This is a genomic window from Roseomonas sp. USHLN139 (assembly GCF_037145735.1).
Lineage (GTDB): Bacteria > Pseudomonadota > Alphaproteobacteria > Acetobacterales > Acetobacteraceae > Pseudoroseomonas.
Genome location: NZ_JBBCWY010000001.1, coordinates 1010873 through 1029005, shown reverse-complemented (window position 1 = coordinate 1029005; position 18133 = coordinate 1010873). Strand labels below are relative to the sequence as shown.

Sequence of the window (18133 nt, the reverse complement as noted above, 5' to 3'; positions counted from 1 at the left end):
CGCGAAAAAAGGCAGCATTATGGCTGGCCCTGGCAGCGGCCGGGTGGATCGCTGCCCCGCGGACCGACCGGAAAATTCGGCGCTTTCTGCACATCCCCGGTCCGGCGGGGCTGGACGCTGGCCGCCCGCTGCGTTAGTAAGCGGCCCGTCCCGACAGGCAGTCCATCTGCTGCCCGGCGGCGACGCAAAATGGCCTTGTCCCCATCGTCTAGAGGCCTAGGACACCAGCCTTTCACGTTGGTAACACGGGTTCGAATCCCGTTGGGGATGCCATTCTTCCAGGACCGGCCCTGAGGGCCACCTTCGCCGGCACGCATCCGGCGATGTGTCCTGCTCTTCTCCTCTCCGGACTGCCTGCCTTACCTCCGTGGTCCTTTTCGGCCGTCCTGGTGCATGCGTCAGGCTGCGCGTGCCTGCCAGCGCCGCCGCAGGCCCAGCTCCTGGGGCGCCCAGCCACTGGCTGGACGCCACCGGCCCTCAGGCGGGCGCCCCGTCCTGCACATGCAGGCTGGCGCTGGTGGTGCCGTTCCAGGTCTCGGCGCGCAGCACCCCGGCCAGGTGGACCGGGCTGCCCCGGCTGTTCAGCAGCAGCTCGGCCAGCGGGCCCTCCTTGGCGCGGAAGCAGACCGCCTTCAGCCGCCCTCCCCCCTCGCCTTCCAGGAAGGCGCGAATGGTATTGCCCTCCTTGCCGACCCTATCGGCGCGGGCGATGCGGACGCGCGGGAAGACGAAGACCGGCTCCTCGTTGCCGGCGCCGAAGGGGCCGAGGCGGGCCACCTGCTGCGCCAGCGCCGCATTTGCCGCCGGCAGCAACAGCGTGCCATCGACCACCAGATCGGCGCTGCCGGGCAGTTCGGCGGCATGCGCCAGGCGCTCGTTGAGGAAGGCGTGGAATTCCTCACGCCGGTCCAGGCTGAAGGAAAAGCCGGCCGCCATGGCATGGCCGCCGCCGGTCGCCAGCAGGCCCGACTGGCGCGCGGCGATGACGGCAGCGCCCAGGTCCACACCCGGCACCGAGCGGCCGGACCCCTTGGCCAGGCCCTCCGACACGCCCGCCACGCAGGTCGGCCGGTTGAATTTTTCCTTCACGCGCCCGGCGACGATGCCGACGACGCCGGGATGCCAGCCCTCGCCGACGATCAGCAGGGCGGGATGGCCGGCCTCCGCCTGGGCCTCGGCCTGGGCAAAGGCGGCGGCCAGCACCTCGCTTTCCACCTCCTGGCGGCGGCGGTTCACCAGGTCGAGCCGCTCGGCCATGACGCGGGCTTCCACCGGGTCGTCGCAGGCCAGCAGCTTCAGCCCCAGATCCGGCTCGCCGATGCGGCCCGAGGCATTGATGCGCGGGCCGAGCAGAAAGCCCAGCGAATAGGCCGAGGGCGCCTCGCGCGCCTGGGCGACGTCCAGCAGGGCGGCGATGCCGGGGCGCTCGCCACGCGCCATGACCTTCAGGCCCTGCGTGACGAAGGCGCGGTTCAGCCCGACCAGCGGCATGACGTCGCAGACCGTGGCCAGCGCCACCAGATCCAGGAAGCCGAGCAGGTCGGGCGGTGAGCGGCCCTCGAAGAAGCCGGTGCGGCGCAGCTCGCGCAGGGTTGCGACGGCGGCCATGAAGCTGACGGCCGCGGCGCAGAGATGCCGCAGCCCGGATTCGCAATCCAGCCGGTTCGGATTGACGGCGGCGGCCACCACCGGCACCGGGCCCTCGGCCTTGTGGTGGTCCAGCACCACCACATCGGCGCGGCCCTGGGCGGCGGCCAGCGCGTCATGCGCCGCGATGCCGCAATCGACGCAGACCAGCAGGGTGGCGCCCTCGGCGCAGAGCGCGGCAACGGCGGTCGGGTTAGGGCCGTAGCCCTCCTTCAGCCGGTCGGGCACATAGGCGCGGACGGGGCAGCCGAGCTCGCGCAGGAAGCGCGTCATCAGCGCCCCGGCGCAGGCGCCATCGACGTCGTAATCGCCGAACACCGCCACCGGCTCGCGGTCGCGCGCGGCCTGGGCCAGGCGGGCGGCGGCGCGGTCCATGTCCATCAGCACCGAGGGATCGGGCATCAGGGCGCGCAGCGTCGGTTCCAGGAACAGCGCGGCCTGGTCGGCGCCGACGCCACGGGCGGCCAGCAGCTGGCCGAGCAGCTCGGGCAGCTCCAGGCGCTGGGCAATGGCCATGCCGATGCGGGCATCACCCTGGCGCCAGACCCAGCGCCGGCCGAGGGCGGAGCGGGCGACGCCAAGCACCGCCCCCTCCGCCGGGTCGTTCACGGGCAGATCAATCGACAAAGGCGCGCGGCTTCAGGGAGAAGTTGTGGTGCGCCTCGATGTAGCGGACCGTGCCGGTCTTGCTGCGCATGATGATCGAATGCGTATAGGCCACGGTGGCGCTGCGGCGGACGCCGCGCAGCATCGGGCCGGAGGTGACGCCGGTCGCCGCGAACATCACGTCGCCCTTGGCCATGTCCTCGGCGCTCAGCTTGCGGTGCGGATCGGTCAGGCCCATCTCGCGGGCGCGGGCGATCTGGCTGTCATCCTCATACAGCAGCCGGCCCTGCATCTGGCCGCCGATGCAGCGCAGCGCGGCGGCGGAGAGCACGCCCTCCGGCGCGCCGCCCGAGCCCAGATACAGGTCGACGCCGGCTTCCGGCTGGCTGACCGCGATGACGCCGGCGACGTCGCCGTCGGGGATCAGCATGATGCGGGCGCCGGCGGCGCGGCAGGCCTTGATGATGTCCTTGTGCCGGTCGCGGCCGAGGATGCAGACGACGAGATCGTTGATCTCGCTCTTCTTGGCCTTGGCCAGCTCGCGGAGATTCTCCTCCACCGAGGCGTCGAGATCGACCACGCCGGCCGGCAGGCCCGGGCCCACCGCGATCTTGTCCATGTAGATGTCGGGCGCGTGCAGGAAGCCGCCATCCTCGGCGACGGCCAGCGTCGCGATCGAGTTCGGCCCGCCGGTGGCGCAGATCGTGGTGCCTTCCAGCGGATCGACGGCGATGTCGACCTTGGGACCGCCGGTGCCGATCTTCTCGCCGATATAGAGCATCGGCGCCTCGTCCATCTCGCCCTCGCCGATGACGACGGTGCCGCTGATGGCCACCGTGTCGAAGGCGCGGCGCATGGCGTCCACCGCGGCGCCATCGGCGGCATTCTTGTCGCCGCGGCCGATCCAGCGGCTGGCGGCCAGGGCTGCCGCCTCGGTGACCCGCACCAGCTCGAGGGCAAGGTTGCGGTCGACGGGGATGGTGTCGCGCATGGAAGCTCCTGTTTGGGCCGGGCTCGTCATCAGGAAGAAGACGTCATCGAGAAGACGTCATCGAGAAGGCCGGGGCCGCGTGGACTGCCCCGGTAACGCTGCTCAGAAGGTTTCGATGCGGATCAGCGCCGGGGGTTCCAGCACCGCCTCGAGGGCAGCGATGCGCGACAGCGCCGCGCGCATCGCGGATTCGCGGCAGGCATGGGTGGTCAGCACCACCGGCACCGCCTCGCCCGGGGCGCGGCCGCGCTGGATCATCGATTCCAGGCTGACGCCATGGTCGCGCAGCACGCCGGTGACGTCGGCGATGACGCCGGGGCGGTCGAGCACCATCAGCCGCAGGTAGTAGGCACCGTGGTGGTGCTCCATCGGCTCGGCGGCGATGCTCTTCAGCGCCGCGCCGGCGGCGCCCCAGACCGGCGTGGCGCGGCCGCGGGCGATGTCGATCAGATCGGCGGCCACCGCGCTGGCGGTCGGCCCGGCACCGGCGCCGCGGCCTTCCAGCACGACGCGGCCGACGAAATCGCCCTCGGCGACCACCGCGTTGAAGACGCCATCGACGCGGGCGATCGGGTGGCTGGCCGGCACCATGCAGGGATGCACGCGGGTGGCGACGCCCGCCTCGGTGCGCTCGGCGATGCCCAGCAGCTTGATGCGGTAGCCGAGCTGGTCGGCCAGCCGGATGTCGAGCGCCGAGACGGCGCGGATGCCCTCGACATGCACGGCGGGGAAATCGACCGGCCGGCCGAAGGCGAGCGCGGCCAGGATCGCCAGCTTGTGCGCCGCATCGACGCCGTCGATGTCGAAGGAGGGATCGGCCTCGGCATAGCCGAGCTTCTGCGCCTCGGCGAGGACATCGCCGAATTCGCGGCCCTGCTCGCGCATGCAGGTCAGGATGTAGTTGCAGGTGCCGTTCAGGATGCCGGTGACACGGCGGATGCCGTTCGCCGCCAGCCCCTCGCGCAGCGCCTTGATCGCCGGGATGCCGCCCGCCACCGCCGCCTCATAGGCGAGCGGCACATTGGCCGCCTCGGCGCGCTCGGCCAGCGCGGTGCCGTGCAGCGCCAGCAGCGCCTTGTTGGCGGTCACCACCGGCTTGCCGGCGGCCAGCGCCGCCTCGACCAGGGCGCGGGCCGGGCCCTCGCTGCCGCCGATCAGCTCGACGATGACATCGGCCTGGGCATCGGCGGCCATGGCCACCGGATCCTCGTACCAGCGCAGCCCGTCCAGCGAGACGCCGCGGTCGCGGTTGCGGTCGCGCGCGGCGACGGCGGTGACCACGATCGGCCGGCCGGCGCGGGCGGCGATCAGCTCGGCATTGTCGCGCAGCAGGGTGAGCAGGCCGGCGCCGACCGTACCCAGGCCGGCGACCGCGACGGAAAGCGGACGGGTCATTCTTTTACCAGTTCAGCGGAGGCGGAGGAATCGGCGGCGGGGCCGCCATTGTCGGTGGCCAGGAAGCCGCGGATGCCGCGCAGCGCCTGGCGGATGCGGTGGGTGTTCTCGACCATGGCGATGCGGACATGGGTGTCGCCATGCTCGCCGAAGCCGAGGCCCGGGGCCACGGCGACCTTGGCCTTGTTCAGCAGCAGCTTGCTGAACTCGACCGAGCCGAGGGCGCGGAAGCGCTCGGGGATCTCGGCCCAGACGAACATGCCGGCCTCCGGCACGGGCACGTCCCAGCCGGCCTGCTTCAGCCCCTTGACGAGGACGTCGCGGCGCTCGCGGTAGAGGCGGCGCATGTCCTCGATGCAGTCCTGCGGCCCGTTCAGCGCGGCGACCGAGGCGACCTGGATCGGCGTGAAGGCGCCGTAGTCGAGATAGGATTTCACCCGGGTCAGCGCGGCGATCAGCTTGCGGTTGCCGGCGGCGAAGCCCATGCGCCAGCCGGCCATGTTGTAGGTCTTCGACATGGAGGTGAATTCCACCGCCACGTCCTTGGCGCCCGGCACCTCGAGGATCGAGGGCGGCACCTTATCCCCGTAATACAGTTCCGCGTAAGCCAGGTCGGAAAGAACAAAAATCTCGTGCTTCTTCGCGAAGGCGATGATCTCGCGGTAGAAATCGAGCCCGGCCATCAGCCCGGTCGGGTTGGACGGGAAGTTGACGATCAGCGCGGTCGGCTTCGGCACCGAATGCCGCACCGCGCGGTCGAGCGCCTGCAGCATCTCCTCGCCCGGGGCATGCGGGATCGAGCGGACCGAGGCGCCGGCGATGATGAAGCCGAACTGGTGGATCGGATAGCTCGGGTTGGGCACCAGGATGGTGTCGCCCGGCGAGGTGATGGCGGCCGAGAGATTGGCCAGGCCTTCCTTCGAGCCCAGCGTCGCCACCACCTCGGTCTCAGGGTCGAGTTCGACGTTGAAGCGGCGGGCGTAATAGGCGGCCAGCGCCCGGCGCAGGCCGGGGATGCCCTTCGACGCCGAATAGCCATGCGTGTCGGGGTTCTGCACCGCCTCGATCAGCTTGGCGACAATATGCGGCGGCGTCGGGCTGTCGGGGTTGCCCATGCCCAGGTCGACGATGTCCTCCGCCGCGGCGCGTGCCTTGGCCTTTGCCTGGTTCACCTCGGCGAAGACATAGGGCGGCAGGCGGCGGATGCGGTGGAAGTCCTCGGTCATGACCTGATGTCCAACAGAAGCGGCGAAAGCTGCGGCGGCAGCCTGCCAGGATAGGGCAGATCGCCCCTCAGCGGAACCGGAGGGGCGGAATCAGAACCGCGGCGGCGGCGGCACGGCGCCCGGATCCGGCGCGGCCGGCGCCGGGCCCAGGCCACGGGCCGGCGGCGGCGGGCCGCCCGGCGCGGGGGCCAGCATCTCGGCCGGCGGCAGGCCCGGCGCCTGGCCAGGATCGGCCGGCAGGGCCGGGTCGTTCGGCAGGTTGCCCTCGCCCGGCGCCATCGGGCGCACCGGGGGCGCGCTGGCCAGCCGCGGCGGCGCGGGCGGGTTCAGCGGGATCGGCGTCTCGCCCTGGGCGCCGCTGGGCGGCGGCGGCACCGGGCGGCCCGGGATGATCGGCTCGCGCGACTGGCCGCGCGCCTCGGCCAGGGCGGCCGAGAGCGCCTCGCGCGCCGAGGCGGCGCCGCGCGGCGGCTGCGGCGGCACCGAGGCCAGGTTGGGATAGGCGCCGTCGGTGCCGGGCGGCAGCGGCCTGCCCTGCAGCGGCTCGCCGAAGGCATTGTTCCAGAATTCGCGCGGCCCCTCGGCCGGCGAGCCGACGCAGCCGCCCAGCAGCGGGGCCGCGAGCAGCGGCAGCAGGGCCAGCGCGGCGATCCGGCTGGCGGCACGCGGCCGGCGGCTTGGCCCGGTCATCTGCTGCATCGCAATCGGCCCCTTCACCTGCGGCGCCTCCTGTCGGGCACCCCAGGGGGCTTAGCCCGAAAGCGGGGGGGCGGGAAAGTGCGGCAGCGCGGGCCTGGCCGCGGAGGCTGCGGAGATTAACCCAGAAGAATGGCTTTCACCGCGCGGTGCGGCCATGATGCGAAGGGCGCAAGCCCCAAGCGCGGTCAGGAATCGCAGGACACCAGGCGCCCAGGGCGCGGAGGACAGCATGGCTCAGGACGACACCCCCCAGGACCCGGGCGCCTTCCGCCTGCCGGATCCCGCTCTGGTGTCGCGCACCATGGCCGATGTGGCGGAGCGCGGGCAGCGCATCGTCGCCGACTTCCTGAAGCGCCAGGCAGGCGAGGCCGAGGCCACCCCCGGCAGCCCCGACCCCAGCCATATCGGCAGCGCCTTCATGGAGATGACGGCGCGGCTGATGGCCAATCCGGCGCGGCTGGTGCAGGCGCAGCTGGGCTTCTGGCAGGACTACCTGACGCTGTGGCAGAACACGGCGCGGCGCATGTGGGGCGATGGCGACATCCCGCCGGTGATCGCCGAGGACCCGAAGGACCGCCGCTTCAAGGACGAGGCCTGGCGCGACAACGAGGTCTTCGACTTCATCAAGCAGTCCTACCTGCTCTCGGCGCGCTACTTCACCAACGTGGCGCATGCGGCGGACGACCTGAACCCGAAGACCGCCCAGAAGGTCGATTTCTACACGCGGCAATTCGTCGATGCGATGAGCCCGTCGAACTTCCTGATGACCAATCCGGAGGTGCTGCGCCGCACCGCCGAGACCGGCGGCGAGAATTTGCTGCGGGGCCTGCAGAACCTGCTCTCCGACCTGGAGCGCGGCAAGGGCAAGCTGCGCATCCGCATGACCGACGAGAGCAAGTTCCAGATCGGCGAGAACATCGCCGTCTCGCCGGGCAAGGTGGTCTATCAGAATGCGCTGATGCAGCTGATCCAGTACAGCCCGGCGACCGAGACGGTGCTGAAGCGGCCGCTGCTGATCGTGCCGCCCTGGATCAACAAATTCTACATCCTCGACCTGCGCCCGAAGAACAGCTTTGTCAGATGGGCCGTGGCGCAGGGGCACACCGTCTTCATGGTGTCCTGGGTCAATCCGGACGAGACGCTCGCGCAGAAGAGCTTCGAGGACTACATGATCGAGGGCGTCTATGCCGCGCTCGACGCCATCCAGAAGGCGACCGGCGAGAAGGCGGTCAACGCCATCGGCTACTGCCTCGGCGGCACGCTGCTGGCCTCGACGCTTGCGCATATGGCGGTCAGGAAGGACAGCCGCATCAAGTCGGCGACTTTCTTCACCACCATGGTCGACTTCGCGGAAGCGGGCGAGCTCTCGGTCTTCATCGACGAGGAACAGCTGCAGTCGCTCGAGGACCGCATGCAGAAGCGCGGCTATCTGGAGGGACGGGAGATGGCCGCGACCTTCAACATGCTGCGCGCCAACGACCTGATCTGGTCCTTCGTGGTGCAGAACTACCTGCTCGGGCAGGAGCCCTTCCCCTTCGACCTGCTCTACTGGAACGACGACAGCACCCGCATGCCGGCGGCGATGCACAGCTTCTACCTGCGGCGGATGTACCAGCAGAACGACCTGGTGAAGCCGGGCGGGGTGACGCTGGGCGGCGTGCCGCTGGACCTGACCAAGATCAAGCTGCCGACCTATATCCTCTCGACCCGCGAGGACCATATCGCGCCCTGGAAGAGCACCTATCGCGCGACGCAGATCTACCAGGGCCCGGTGCGCTTCGTGCTCGCCGCCTCGGGGCATATCGCCGGCGTCGCCAACCCGCCGGAATCGGGGAAGTACAGCCACTGGGTCTCGGACAGCCAGCCGGCCGAGCCCGATGCCTGGTTCGCCGGCGCCACCGAGCTGGCCGGCTCCTGGTGGCCGGACTGGCACCGCTGGGTCTCGGCGCTGGACAAGGCGCAGGTGCCGGCGCGCATCCCCGGCAGCGGCGGCTTGCCGGCGCTGGAGGACGCGCCCGGCAGCTACGTCAAGGTCATCGCGACCGACTGATTTCTTTCAGGGGGAGCGGACGCTGTCCGCTCCCGGCGTGGCTCAATCCTGAAGGGCCAGCTCCTGCTCGACCAGCGAGGCCCAGAAGGCGATGCCGGTCGGCAGCAGCTTGTCGTTGAAGTCGTACTTCACGTGGTGGACGGGGAAGGTCTTGTCGTCATCCACCTGGCCGAGGCGGATGAAGCAGCCCGGCACCCGGTTGGCCATGTAGGAGAAATCCTCGCCGCCCATGGTCGGGGCGCGCTCGCGGATCAGCATCTCCTCGCCGGACAGGGCCACCGCGGCCAGGCGGGCACGCTCGACCGGCTCGTCGCTGTTGACCACGGACGGATAGCCGCGCTCGTAGTCGATCTCGATGCTGGCGCCATGCGCCTCGGCGGTCGCGGTCGCCACCTGGGTCAGCAGGCGCTGCATGGCGTCGCGGGTGGCCGGCTTCAGGGTGCGGATGGTGCCCTGGATCACCACCTCGTCGGGGATGACGTTGCAGGCGGTGCCGCCATGGATGCTGCAGAGCGAGAGCACCGCCGAATCCAGTGGATCGACACGGCGGGCGACGACGCTCTGCAGGGCAACGACGATGTGGCTGGCGACCAGCACCGGGTCGATCGCCGCATGCGGCCGCGCGGCATGGCCGCCCAGCCCCTTGATGCGCAGCGTCACGGTGTCGGCCGCCGCATTGGTGATGCCGCGGGTCACGGTGAACTTGCCCAGCGGCATGGCGCTGTCGTTGTGGATGCCGAAGACGGCGTCGCAGGGGAAGCGGTCGAACAGCCCCTCCTCCACCATCACCCGGCCGCCGCCGCCGGCTTCCTCGGCGGGCTGGAAGATGAAGTGGACGGTGCCGGCGAAGTCGCGGGTCTCGGCGAGGTAGCGCGCGGCACCCAGCAGCATGGTGGTGTGGCCGTCATGGCCGCAGGCATGCATGACGCCGGGGGTCTGGCTGGCATAGTCGAGGCCGGTGGCCTCGGTCATCGGCAGGGCGTCCATGTCGGCGCGCAGGCCGATGGCGCGGGGCGAGTTGCCCGCCCGCTTGCCGCGCAGCGTGCCGACCAGGCCGGTGCCGGCGATGCCGCGGGTCACCTCGATGCCCCAGCTGGCGAGTTTCTCGGCGACGAAGTCGCTGGTCTTGAATTCCTGGAAGGACAGCTCGGGATTGGCGTGCAGGTGGCGGCGCCACTGGGTCGCGTCGGCGGAGATCGTCTCGACGCGGTTGTCGTGTTCGGTCGGCATGGCTCATCCAGCGTTGTGGTGGGCTGAGCCTGTCTCCGTTGTCGGTCTTGGGCAACCGGCCCGGGACGCTTTTATGACGGCGGGGTCCGGGGGGACACTGTCCCCCCGGCGGGGTCCAGGGGCAGCGCCCCTGGCCTTGCTTTGCTTCAGCGCGCCGCCATCGGCCGCCGGCGCGGCCCATCGCCGCCGCCGCCGCCGGCCGGCATCGGCCCCCGCGGCGCCCCATTGCGCGGCGCGCCCTGGCGCGGCGCCCCCCCGGGGGCACCCATCGGCCGGCGCCCGCGCGGCTTCGGCTTGGCCTTCGGCACCACCGAGGCGGCCTCGGCGCGGCCGGCATCGCTGCGGCGGTCCTCGGCCGGGATGCGCATGGCGATCAGCTTCTCGACCGCCTTCAGCTTCGCCACCTCGTCCGGGGCGCAGAAGGTGATGGCCTCGCCCGAGGCGCCGGCGCGCGCGGTGCGGCCGATGCGGTGGACATAGGCCTCGGGCGTGTCCGGCAGGTCGAACTGGAAGACATGGGTCACGCCATCGACGTCGATGCCGCGGCTGGCGATGTCGGTCGCCACCAGGATCGGCGCCCGACCGGTGCGGAACTCGGAGAGCGCCCGCTCGCGCTGGCCCTGGCTGCGGTCGCCATGGATGGCGTGGGCGTTGATGCCCTCGGTGTTCAGGTGCTTCACCACGCGGTCGGCGCCGTGCTTGGTGCGGGCGAAGACCAGGGCGCGGCCGATCGGCAGGTCGCGCAGCATCTCGGTCAGCAGGATGCGCTTCTGGCTGGCGTCGATATGGATCAGCTTCTGGTCGACGCGCTCGGCGGTCGAGGCGACCGGCGTCACCGAGACGCGGGCCGGGTCCTTCAGCATCTCGTTGGCGATCTTGGCGATCTCGGCCGGCATGGTGGCGCTGAAGAACAGCGTCTGGCGGTTCTTCGACATCAGCCCGGTCAGCTTGCGGATCGCCGGCCAGAAGCCGCGGTCCAGCATCTGGTCGGCCTCGTCGAGCACCAGCACCTCGACGCCCTGCATGCGCGCCGCGCCGTGCTGGACATGGTCGAGCAGGCGGCCCGGGGTCGCCACCAGGATGTCGACGCCGCGGGCCAGGTCGCGGATCTGCGGCTTGGCGCCGACGCCGCCGAAGACGACGGTCGAGGTCAGGCCGAGGAAGCGGCCATAGGAGCGGATGTTGTCATGGATCTGCGAGGCCAGCTCGCGCGTCGGCGACAGGATCAGCGCGCGGAAGCCGCCGCGCGGCGGCGGCGCCTTGCGGTCGGCCAGGTGGTGCAGCAGCGGCAGGGCGAAGGCGGCGGTCTTGCCGGTGCCGGTCTGGGCGATGCCCAGCAGGTCGCGGCCCTGCATGACCAGCGGGATGGCCTGCGCCTGGATCGGGGTGGGGGTGGTGTAGCCTTCGGCCTCGAGGGCACGCAGCAGCGGTTCGGCCAGGCCGAGGGAAGCGAAATCGGTCATCAAAACATCCAGAATCGGGCGTGCGCCTGAGGCCACGCCGGGGGCGGGTCAGGACGCCCCGCGTGGATGGGTCGTACCGAGGGAAAGCGCCGGGGGCGTAAAGCCCGGGGCCCTGGCCTGGGCGGCCGCTTCAGCGAGCGAGCCAACCGTTCACGCGACCAGGGCGCGCCGGAATCGCCACGGGTTCCGCAGGATGCCGACGGCGCTCATATGCGCGTCCGCCTCGCATTCCGCAAGTGCGAAGAGGACGGGCAGCCCTGCGCCGTCAGCGGACCCGCAGCGCGAAGAGCGCGGCGAAAGCCGCCAGGCAGAGCGCCAGGATGCCGGCCAGCCCGGCCATGGCGCCGTAGCCCTCCAGCAGCAGGCCGAAGGCCAGCGGCGCGCCGGCCTGCAGCAGCCGCGCCGGGGCGGAGAGCAGCCCCTGGCGCTGGCCGAAGCCCACCGGGCCGAAGACCGCCAGCGGCAGGGTGCCGCGGGCGATGGTGTGCAGCCCGTTGCCGGCGCCATAGAGCAGGGTGAAGGCGACCGCCGCCGGCCCGCCCAGCAGGAGCAGCACCGCGGTCCCCAGCCCCTGCATCACGCAGGCGAAGCGCGAGGTCCAGAGCGGGTGCAGATTGCCCAGCAGGCCGAATTGCAGCAGCCGCGCCCCCACCTGAGCCGGTCCGGTCAGCGAGGCGGCCAGCAGCGCCAACTCCGGCGAGGCGCCGGCCGCGGCGAGCAGCGCCGGCTGATGGGCGGCGACGGCGGCGGTGACGATGCCGGTGGCGGCGAAGACGAAGCCGATCACCAGCATGGCATGGGCCGGCGCCGGCGCGGCCTCGCCGGTGGCGGTGGATTTCGGCGCCGGCGGCGGGGCAGGCGGCACCAGCAGCCGGTTCAGCGGCAGGCCGAGCAGCAGCTGCAGTGCCGCCCAGGCCAGGCAGGCGCCGCGCCAGCCGATCTCGGCCTCGAGAAGCGTGGTCAGCGGCCAGCCGATGGTGGAGGCGAAGCCGGCGAACAGCGTGACCCCGGTGATCGGCCCCTTGGCCGCGGCGCCATAGAGCCCGGCCAGCGTGGCGAAGGCCGCGTCATAGAGGCCGAGCGCCATGCCGATGCCGAGCAGCAGCCAGCCGGCGCCCAGCCCGGCCTGGCCCTGCGCGGTGCCGAGCAGCAGCAGCCCGGCGGCGAAGACCAGGTTGGACAGGGCCAGCACCGGGCGGCCGCCCCGCCGGTCGATGGCGCGGCCGACCACTGGGCCGAGCAGCGCGGTCAGCAGCAGCGCCGCCGAGAACCAGCCATAGATGGCGGAGGGCGACAGGCCGAGCTCGGCCGCCATCGGCCGCGCCAGGATCGCCGGCAGGTAGTAGGAGGAGGCCCAGGCCAGGGTCTGGGCGATGCCCAGCGCGGCGACGGTGGTGGCCTTCTGGCGGTCCTGGAACATGGGGCGCGGCAGTCCGACGGCAGGAGAAGGCCCAGCTTCGGGTGCCGCCCCCTGCCCCGCAACCCCTGCCCGGCCCGAGGACGCGCAAAAACGGCCGGGGTGTCGCCACCCCGGCCGCCACGTCCGGACAAGCCCGTTCCTTGGTTACGCCGCCAGGGGCTGCTGCGCCTTGCCCTCGATCACCGGCTGGCGCGGCGCCGCCGAGGCGATCTCGATGCGGCGCGGCTTCAGCGCCTCCGGCACCTCGCGCTGCAGCGCCACGTGCAGCAGGCCATTGACCAGGTCGGCGCCCTTCACCTGGATATGGTCGGCCAGGACGAAGCGGCGCTCGAAGGCGCGGCCGGCGATGCCGCGATAGAGGTAGCGGCGCTCCTCGCTCTCGGGCTGGGAGGACTTGCCGGTGACCACCAGGACATTGTCCTGGGCGTTGATCTCCAGATCCTCCGGCCCGAAGCCGGCCACGGCCATGGTCAGGACATAAGCGTCCTCACCGGTCTTCTCGATATTGTAGGGCGGGTAGGAATTGCTGTCCGCGGCATTGCGGACCGAGTCCAGCAGCCGCGTCATGCGGTCGAAGCCGATGGCGGAGCGGAAAAGCGGGGCGGTGTCGAAAGCAGTCATCACTGGAGCCTCCTCAAAAGCAAGGGTCCGTTGGCGTTGCGATTCCCGGCATGCGACGGGCCCCCGATCGGGCAGCCCAGAGCCTGGTGAACCGCGCCAGCAGCCCCGCAACCGGGCGCCGCTGACAGAGCTCCAAATGGAAAACGCCGCCCCCCGCTTCAAGCGAGGGACGGCGTTTTTTTTCACGATCCCCGCGCCCCTGGCGCGGGAAGCCTGCCGCAGGCTCAGGCCTTGCGGGCGCCGATGCCGGCGAAACGCTTGTTGAACTTGGCGATCTGGCCGCCCGTGTCCATCACGCGCTGCACGCCGGTCCAGGCCGGGTGGGACTTCGGGTCGATGTCCAGGCGCAGCGTGTCACCTTCCTTGCCCATGCAGGACTTCGTCTTGTACGTCGTCCCGTCGGTCATGATGATGGTGATCTCGTGGTAGTCGGGATGGATATCGGGCTTCATGGCGATTGCTTCTCTGTCTGGAGCAGCCGATGCCGACCGGCCGCACGGAAGCGCCGCTTCTACAGGCGCCCCAGGGCCTTGGCAACCGAAACCGCCGGTGCCCGCCGGGCCGCCCGGATTGACCCTGCGCCCCCCCGATCCTAGAGCGGAAGCACCGCCCCGCTGAGGAAGATCGGCGCATGAACATCCTGTCCATCCAGTCCTGGGTCGCCTACGGCCATGTCGGCAATGCCTCGGCCGTCTTCCCGCTGCAGCGGCTGGGGGCCGAGGTCTGGGCGGTGAACACCGTCCAGTTCTCCAACCACACCGGCTATGGCAGCTGGCGCGGCCAGGTCTTCGGAGCGGATCTGGTGCGCGACCTGGTGCAGGGGATCGAGGATCGCGGCGCCCTGCCCCGCTGCGACGCGACGCTCTCGGGCTACATGGGCGACGCCGCCATCGGCGAAGCCATCCTGGAGGCCAGCGCCCGGGTCAAGGCGGCCAATCCCCAGGCGCTGTATTGCTGCGATCCGGTGATCGGCGATGTCGGCCGCGGCGTCTTCGTCCGCCCCGGCATCCCCGAATTCATGCGCGACCGCGCCATCCCGGCCGCCGACATCATCACGCCGAACCAGTTCGAGCTGGAATGGATGACCGGCCAGCCGGTCACCACGCTGGCCGAGGCCAAGGCGGCGGCGCGCGCCCTGCAGGCCCGCATGGCGCCGGGTGGCCCGCGCTGCGTGCTGGTGACCTCGCTGAAGGTGGCCGAGACGCCGGAGGACCAGATCGAGATGCTGGCGGCCGAGGGCGGCCAGTTCCACCGCATCCGCACGCCGATGCTGCCGCTCTCGGTGAACGGCGCCGGCGACGCCATCGCGGCGCTGTTCCTGTTCCACCGCCTGAAGACCGGGCAGGCCAGCGCCGCGCTGGGGGCGGCCGCCTCGTCGATCTACGGGTTGCTGCGCCGCACCTCGGAAGCGGCGTCGCGCGAGATCCTGACCGTGGCGGCACAGGACGAGTTCGTCGTGCCAAGCCGGGTGTTCCTGCCGGAAGTCTGCTGACGAGAAGACAGGGCAAGGCCAGGGGAATGAATTCCCCTGGACCCCTTCTTCCTTCTGTCAGACTGCCGTGTCCACGTGGCGACGGGACGTGAAACGGCCAGGCGGCAGCGCGACCCGTGGGGGAGCGCCATGTCATGAAGCTGAGGGAAGAATTCTGGCTTTCCTCACTTCCCGGCCTTTAGCGCCTTGCGGCCCTTGAGCCATCGCGCCGCCAGCCACAGGCTTCCCACCGCCCAGGCCAGCACCAGCAGCGGGTGCAGGTAGGTCGCCAGCAGCTTCATGAAGAGCATCGGGTTGATCAGCCCGGCCAGGAAGATGCCGATGGCATAGCCATTGACGATCTCGGCGACATCCTCGCCCCAGAGCCAGCAATGGGTGAAGCTGCCGGCCTGCTGGGTGCAGTCGGCGAGCTTCGGCAGGGTCAGCAGCCCGACCAGATTGCCCAGCAGCGGCAGGGCGAAGAGGATGATCAGCAGCAGCAGCGGCCCGCCGATCACGAGCAGCGCCCAGCCGAGGCGCCGGACCCGCGCCGGCGTGGTGGGGGTCGGGTCGGGCATGGCGGCCATGGGCACTCCTGCGGCAAGAAGAGGGGGCGGGATGAGCTCTCCGCCCCTCCCTCTTAGTCCGCCGTGGCGCCGGAGGCTTTGACCAAGGGCACCCAGAGCGCCAGCTCCGCCTTCAAGAATGCGGCAAACTCGGCGGGCGAGCCCTTCTCGATCGGCGGCAGCTCCAGCTCGCGCAGCTTGCGGGCGGTCTCCGGCTCCTCCACCGCGGCGCGCACCGCGGCGTTCATCTTCTGCACGATCGGCGCCGGCGTGCCGGCGGGCGCGAAGACGCCGAACCAGCTATAGGCGCGATAGCCGGGCAGGCCGGCCTCGGCGGCGGTCGGCACCTCGGGCATCAGGGTGGAATGCGCGTCGGTGGCGATGGCCAGGCAGCGCAGCGCGCCCGACTTGTGGTGCGGCGCGATCAGCGCCGGCGTGTCGAAGCCGACCGCCACCTGGCCGGCCAGCAGGTCGGACAGCATCGGCGCGCTGCCGCGATAGGGGATGTGCTCGGCCTGCGCGCCGATGGCATTGAGGAAGCTGACCGCGGCGATATGCGCCGAGCCGCCGGCGCCGCCGGTGCCATAGCTGTACTTGCCCGGATTGGCCTTCAGCAGGGCGATGAACTCGGCGAGCGTGGTCACGCCCAGCGAGGGATGGACCGTGATGCAGATCGGCACCAGCACGGTGGGCGCGACGGCGACGAAGTCGCGCTCCGGGTCATAGGGCAGCCGCGCGCCATAGAGGCCGACCGCCAGCACATGCGTCGAGATAGTGCCCATCAGGAAAGTACTGCCGTCGGGCGGCGACTTGGCCACCGCGTCGGAGCCCACGGTGCCGCCGGCCCCGGCGCGGTTCTCGATGACGACGCTCTGGCCCAGGATCTCCGACATCTTCGGCGTGATCATGCGGGCCGAGACATCGGTGCTGCCGCCGGCCGCGAAGGGCACGATCATGCGCACCGGCCGGGTCGGCCAGGCGGCGCCCTGCGCCCGGGCGCCATGGCCGAGGCTAAGGGCAGGCAGCAGGGCGGGCGTCGCCAGGAGGCTGCGGCGGCGGAGAATCATCGTCGAGGATCCGATCAACAGGATCGGAGGATGCTGCGATGCAAAAACGCCCTGGTCAACGGCGCCGGTTCAGACCCGCTTGACGTTCAGCGGCAGCACCATGCCGCGCCGCGGCGCCGAGAGCGAGGTGCGCCAGGCGCTGTCGTTCATGTACTGGCCGAGCGGATAATAGGGCAGGTCCTGGAAGAACTGCCGCTGGATCTCGCGCCCCAGCTTCTGCTGCGCGGCGAGGTCGGGCGTATCGAACCAGCGGTCGCGCAGCGCCTCCAGCTTCGGGCTGTCGGGCCAGCCGAACCAGGCGCGCTCGCCATTGGCGCGCAGCAGGGGGTGGCCAGCGGGCGTCGCTAGGTCCATGCCGCCGAACAGCACGACCAGCGCGCTCCAGCCGCCCTCGGCCACCGGGGCGCGGCTGGCGCGGCGCTGCAGGAAGCCGGCCCAGTCGCAGCTGACCGTCTCGGCATTCAGCCCGACGCGCTGGAACAGGTCGGTGGCCACCGCGGTCAGGTTGCTGTTGTTCACCACGTCGGTCGGGTGCAGCACCGCGACCTTCTCGCCCTGGTAGCCGGCGCGCTTCACGGCGCGCTGCGCGGCCTCGACGTCGCGCGGGCCGGTGATCGCCTCGAGCCCGGCCTCCGAGGCGATCGGGCTGCCTTCCGGGAAGCAGCCGATATTCTCGCGCCAGAGCTCGCGGTTGTCGCCCATGATGGCGGTCATGAAGTCGCCCTGCCGCAACGCCGGCAGCAGCGCGCGGCGCAGCGCCGGATTGTCGAAGGGCGGGTGCAGCTGGTTGACCCGCAGCATGGCGACGGTGCCGCCCATGGCGAGCCGGTCCATGGCCAGGCTGCGGTCATGCTTCAGCACCGGGCGCAGGTCGGGCGCCACCTGCTCCCACCAGTCCACCTGGCCGGATTGCAGCGCCTCGGCCGCCGCGGCGGCGTCGGGGATGTGGCGGTATTCCAGCCGCTCGAACAGGGCGAGCTTCGGCCCGGCGGTCAGGCTGACGGCGCCGCGGGCGGGGCTGTAGCCCTCGAAGCGGCGATAGACCAGCAGGCTGCCCCGCGCCCGCTCCTCCGCGACATAGCGATAGGGGCCGCTGCCGACCACCTCGGTGAAGGCGCGCGACGGGTCCTGCTGGGCGAAACGCTCGGGGTAGATGAAGCAGGGATAGGTCGAGGCCTTGCCCAGCGCGTCCAGCATCAGCCCGAAGGGCCGCGACAGCCGCAGCGCGAAGCGGCGGTCGTCCAGCGCGCGGATGTCTTCCAGGCGGGTCGCCAGCGTCTGGCCGTGCAGGTCGCGCAGCATCCAGCGGCGGATCGAGGCCACCGCGTCCTGCGCCCGCACCGGCTCGCCATCATGGAAGCGCGGGCCCTGGCGCAGGGTGAAGGTCCAGAGCCGGCCATCATTCTCGACGGCATGGCCCTCGGCCAGCTGCGGCTGCGGGCGCAGCTCGGCATCCAGCCCGTAGAGCGTGTCCCAGCACAGATGGCCGTGGTTGCGGGTCGCATAGGCGGTGGTGGCCAGCGGGTCCAGCACGCGCAGGTCGCCTTGCGGCACGAAGCGCAGCACCTGGCGGGACTCGCCCGCCGCCAGGGCCGGCCGCGCCAGGCCGCCCGCGCCCGGGCCGCCCGCAACGGTGGCGAGGCCGGCCACCCCTGCCAGGAAACTGCGACGCTGCACGGGC

General features: G+C 71.3%; 15 protein-coding genes and 1 tRNA gene. 3 read left to right on the top strand and 13 right to left on the bottom strand.

Annotated elements, in window-relative coordinates; translation table 11 throughout:
- Positions 1-197: 197 nt before the first annotated feature.
- Positions 198-273, top strand: a tRNA-Glu gene (locus tag WFI16_RS04810).
- Positions 274-477: 204 nt separating this feature from the next.
- On the opposite strand, the gene recJ is transcribed toward WFI16_RS04810, so the two are convergent.
- The 5 genes from recJ to WFI16_RS04785 all read right to left on the bottom strand — a co-directional run bounded on the left by recJ (position 478) and on the right by WFI16_RS04785 (position 6582).
- Positions 478-2256 (bottom strand): single-stranded-DNA-specific exonuclease RecJ, encoded by a 1779-nt coding sequence (gene recJ, locus WFI16_RS04805; protein WP_419896650.1) that lies wholly within the window; start codon positions 2254-2256, stop codon positions 478-480.
- A 7-nt stretch (positions 2257-2263) separates the two neighbouring features.
- Positions 2264-3244 carry a class II fructose-bisphosphatase gene (glpX, locus tag WFI16_RS04800; RefSeq protein ID WP_419896649.1) on the bottom strand — a complete coding sequence of 327 codons (981 nt, stop codon included), beginning with the start codon at positions 3242-3244 and terminating at the stop codon, positions 2264-2266.
- A 102-nt stretch (positions 3245-3346) separates the two neighbouring features.
- Positions 3347-4639 (bottom strand): homoserine dehydrogenase, encoded by a 1293-nt coding sequence (locus tag WFI16_RS04795; protein WP_419896648.1) that lies wholly within the window; start codon positions 4637-4639, stop codon positions 3347-3349.
- Positions 4636-5865, bottom strand: coding sequence for an LL-diaminopimelate aminotransferase (locus WFI16_RS04790; protein WP_419896647.1), 1230 nt, complete (start codon positions 5863-5865; stop codon positions 4636-4638). The genes WFI16_RS04795 and WFI16_RS04790 overlap by 4 nt, the downstream gene beginning before the upstream one ends.
- A gap of 90 nt (positions 5866-5955) precedes the next feature.
- Positions 5956-6582: a hypothetical protein gene (locus WFI16_RS04785; protein ID WP_419896646.1), complete on the bottom strand. Its 627-nt coding sequence runs from the start codon at positions 6580-6582 to the stop codon at positions 5956-5958.
- Positions 6583-6793: 211 nt separating this feature from the next.
- On the opposite strand from WFI16_RS04785, the gene WFI16_RS04780 reads away from it, so the two are divergent.
- Positions 6794-8614 carry a PHA/PHB synthase family protein gene (locus tag WFI16_RS04780; RefSeq protein WP_419896645.1) on the top strand — a complete coding sequence of 607 codons (1821 nt, stop codon included), beginning with the start codon at positions 6794-6796 and terminating at the stop codon, positions 8612-8614.
- Between the two features lie 42 nt (positions 8615-8656).
- Here WFI16_RS04780 and WFI16_RS04775 read toward each other — a convergent pair whose 3' ends face one another.
- The 5 genes from WFI16_RS04775 to rpmE form a co-directional block, all read right to left on the bottom strand.
- Positions 8657-9844 (bottom strand): M20 aminoacylase family protein, encoded by a 1188-nt coding sequence (locus tag WFI16_RS04775; protein WP_419896644.1) that lies wholly within the window; start codon positions 9842-9844, stop codon positions 8657-8659.
- A 146-nt stretch (positions 9845-9990) separates the two neighbouring features.
- Positions 9991-11307: a DEAD/DEAH box helicase gene (locus tag WFI16_RS04770; protein WP_419896643.1), complete on the bottom strand. Its 1317-nt coding sequence runs from the start codon at positions 11305-11307 to the stop codon at positions 9991-9993.
- A gap of 265 nt (positions 11308-11572) precedes the next feature.
- A complete protein-coding gene (locus WFI16_RS04765) occupies positions 11573-12727 on the bottom strand; it encodes an MFS transporter (protein ID WP_419896642.1) in 1155 nt (384 codons plus the stop codon).
- A 144-nt stretch (positions 12728-12871) separates the two neighbouring features.
- Positions 12872-13348 (bottom strand): Hsp20 family protein, encoded by a 477-nt coding sequence (locus tag WFI16_RS04760; protein WP_419896641.1) that lies wholly within the window; start codon positions 13346-13348, stop codon positions 12872-12874.
- Between the two features lie 224 nt (positions 13349-13572).
- The gene (gene rpmE / locus WFI16_RS04755) at positions 13573-13800 is read right to left on the bottom strand and encodes a 50S ribosomal protein L31 (protein ID WP_419896640.1); all 228 of its coding nucleotides are present in this window, start codon (positions 13798-13800) and stop codon (positions 13573-13575) included.
- Positions 13801-13979: 179 nt separating this feature from the next.
- Here rpmE and pdxY point away from each other — a divergent pair, with 179 nt between their 5' ends.
- Positions 13980-14840 (top strand): pyridoxal kinase PdxY, encoded by an 861-nt coding sequence (gene pdxY / locus WFI16_RS04750; RefSeq protein WP_419896639.1) that lies wholly within the window; start codon positions 13980-13982, stop codon positions 14838-14840.
- Between the two features lie 164 nt (positions 14841-15004).
- Here the strand turns inward: pdxY and WFI16_RS04745 are convergent, their stop codons facing one another.
- From WFI16_RS04745 to WFI16_RS04735, 3 genes are all read right to left on the bottom strand, one after another.
- A complete protein-coding gene (locus WFI16_RS04745) occupies positions 15005-15406 on the bottom strand; it encodes a hypothetical protein (protein ID WP_419896638.1) in 402 nt (133 codons plus the stop codon).
- A 53-nt stretch (positions 15407-15459) separates the two neighbouring features.
- Entirely contained in the window at positions 15460-16452 is a 993-nt protein-coding gene (locus WFI16_RS04740; RefSeq protein ID WP_419896637.1) for a Bug family tripartite tricarboxylate transporter substrate binding protein, read from the bottom strand.
- 69 nt (positions 16453-16521) lie between these two features.
- On the bottom strand, positions 16522-18129 hold the full coding sequence (locus WFI16_RS04735) for an ABC transporter substrate-binding protein (protein ID WP_419896636.1): 1608 nt from the start codon (positions 18127-18129) through the stop codon (positions 16522-16524).
- Positions 18130-18133 lie beyond the last annotated feature (4 nt).